General features: G+C 65.6%; 2 protein-coding genes and 1 pseudogene. 2 read left to right on the top strand and 1 reads right to left on the bottom strand.

From position 1 onward, the window contains the following. Both WCB02_RS12050 and WCB02_RS12045 read left to right on the top strand, forming a co-directional pair. Positions 1–886: pseudogene (locus WCB02_RS12050) on the top strand (hypothetical protein); the annotation flags it as partial. A gap of 156 nt (positions 887–1,042) precedes the next feature. After that, complete coding sequence (locus WCB02_RS12045; RefSeq protein WP_423958426.1) at positions 1,043–1,243, top strand: hypothetical protein; 201 nt, start codon at positions 1,043–1,045, stop codon at positions 1,241–1,243. Positions 1,244–1,267: 24 nt separating this feature from the next. On the opposite strand, the gene WCB02_RS12040 is transcribed toward WCB02_RS12045, so the two are convergent. After that, positions 1,268–2,212 (bottom strand): ATP-binding protein (locus WCB02_RS12040; RefSeq protein WP_423958425.1); only part of this gene is annotated, 945 nt, incomplete at its 5' end.

Genomic DNA, 2,212 nt, shown 5'->3' with positions numbered 1-2,212 from the left:
GGCGAATGCGGATGCGCGCCTTCGCAAGGCTCTGGCGCTGCGCTGGATCGCCTTCGCGCTCGCCGCCCTCGCCGCCGCCTGCTTCACGCCCTATGGCTGGAACGCGCTGCTCGCCTCGCGGAAGATCCTGAGCCTCGGCGCCGCGCTGCCGCTGATCGCGGAATGGCGGCCGGCGGATTTCGGGCACCTCGATGCCTTCGAGCTCGTGCTGCTGTCCGGCATCGGCGGGGCGCTCTATCGCGGCGTTCGGCTGCCGCCGACACGGATCCTGATCCTGCTCGGTCTTCTGCACATGGCGCTGGCGCAAGGCCGCGCTGCGGAAATTCTGGCTCTGGTGGCGCCGCTGCTGCTTGCCGATGTGCTCGCAAGGGAGATCGGCCGCGCGGATGCGCCGGCCGAAACCGCGCCGCCGGTCCACGCCGTGCTGTCAGCCTGTCTCGGGATCACGCTGGTCATGGGAACCGCCGCCTATGCGACGCCGCATCGCTTCGAACCCAACACGCGCCAGTCGCCGGTTGCGGCGGTCGCCGAATTGAAGAAGCTGAACGCCGGCCGCGTGTTCAATGATTACGATTTCGGCGGCTATCTGATCGCAAGCGGGGTTCCGACCTTCATCGATGGTCGCACCGAACTGTTCGGAGAGAAGTTCTTCCTCGATCACAACGCAGCTTCCACATTGTCGGAGCCCGAGAAGCTGTTCCGGCTGCTGGACGGCGACAGGATCGAGGCGACGCTGTTGCGCACGCAAAGCCCCGCCGCGCGGCTGCTCGATCATGTCGATGGTTGGCAGAAGGTCTACTCCGACGACATCGCGACCATCCATCTGCGCAAGCCGGGTGCGATGCACACGCGGGAGCCCGCCGTCGATGTCCGGCCGAAGTCATAAGTTCGTTAACGATGCTGTTCGTAACCGATGCACAGCGTGATTGTCGTGGAAAAGACACGAGCGTTCGTCTAGCGTAATGCACCCACCGACTGCGACGGTGTATCTGTTCCGTCGGGCGTCGAGACAAAAACCAACAAGCCAGAAAGGGAGATCGCCATGGCCAAAACTGGTTCCACAGATTTGCCCAAGCAAAACCCTTGCGCCCAATGTGGCAAGCCGATTGCGTTTCCGGACTGGGTCGAGCAGAGCCCCGGCCGGGCGGCCTATCTCTGGCATTGCCGGGCCTGCGACTATCGGTTCGAGGCGATCGCGTATTTCGACAATTCCGAGTCGGAGCGGGAAGACCTCGCGGCCTGAAGGCCGCGATCTCCGCCGCCCGATTCAGGCTGCTTGTTGCCGGCGGTTCTGCCGAACCGGCAACCGCACGCGAACGATCAGTCCATGCGGTTGCCGGTCCTGCAACGCCAGCTCGCCGCCATGTGCCAGGACGATGGCCCGCGCGATCGAGAGGCCGAGCCCGAAGCCCGTCGCTTCGTCCATGTTGCGGGCGTGGTCGCCACGCACGAACGGTTCAAGCACATCGGCCTTGTGCGCATCGGAAATGCCGGGACCGTCGTCCTCGATATCGATGGTCAAGCGCTCCGGCGACATGGTGAGGCGGATCAGGGCCTGGGTGCCGAACCTGACCGCATTCTCCACGAGGTTGGTGATGCTGCGATGCAGGTCGTCGGGCCTCGCCGTGGCCACGGCATGATCGGGGCCGTCATAACTCACTCTGTGCCCCATGTCCGCGAATTGATCGGCTACCAGCTGTAGCGTGCTGGCGATATCGACCAGCGTCATGGATTCGAGCCGGTTGTCGTTGCGCAGGAAGGACAGCACGGCCTCCAGCATCGCGCGCATATGGTCGAGATCGGCCAGCGTCTGGCTGCGATGATTGTCGTCCTCGATGAATTCGGAGCGCAGCCGCAGCCGGGTGATCGGCGTGCGCAGGTCGTGGCTGATCGCGGCCAGCATCCGGGTGCGGTCGTCGATCAGGCCGGTGATGCGCTCGCGCATGCGGTTGAGTGCCCTTGCGGCCGCGCGAATTTCGGCTGGGCCGCGTTCGGGAAGGGCGGCGGCCGCGCCGTCGAGGCTGAAACTCTCGGCGGCCCTGGCGAAGGACGACAGCGGCGCCGTCAAGGCGTGCGCCGCCCACAGGCTGAGCAGCGTGACGCTGATCACCGCGAACAGCAGCGTCATCATCCATGGTCCGCCCCAGAACGGCGGCCGCGGGTCGGATGCGGCGGTCGCTGCAATCACCGCGCCATCGGGCACGACGATGCC

This window comes from Bradyrhizobium sp., from assembly GCF_049581145.1.
GTDB lineage: Bacteria > Pseudomonadota > Alphaproteobacteria > Rhizobiales > Xanthobacteraceae > Bradyrhizobium.
Note: the sequence above shows the minus strand (reverse complement) of the source record. Positions and strands in the feature narration are given on the sequence as shown.

Excerpts from the sequence above, each read along its gene's own strand:
- WCB02_RS12045 (WP_423958426.1), top strand. The coding sequence starts at position 1,043 with ATGGCCAAAACTGGTTCCACAGATTTGCCCAAGCAAAACCCTTGCGCC.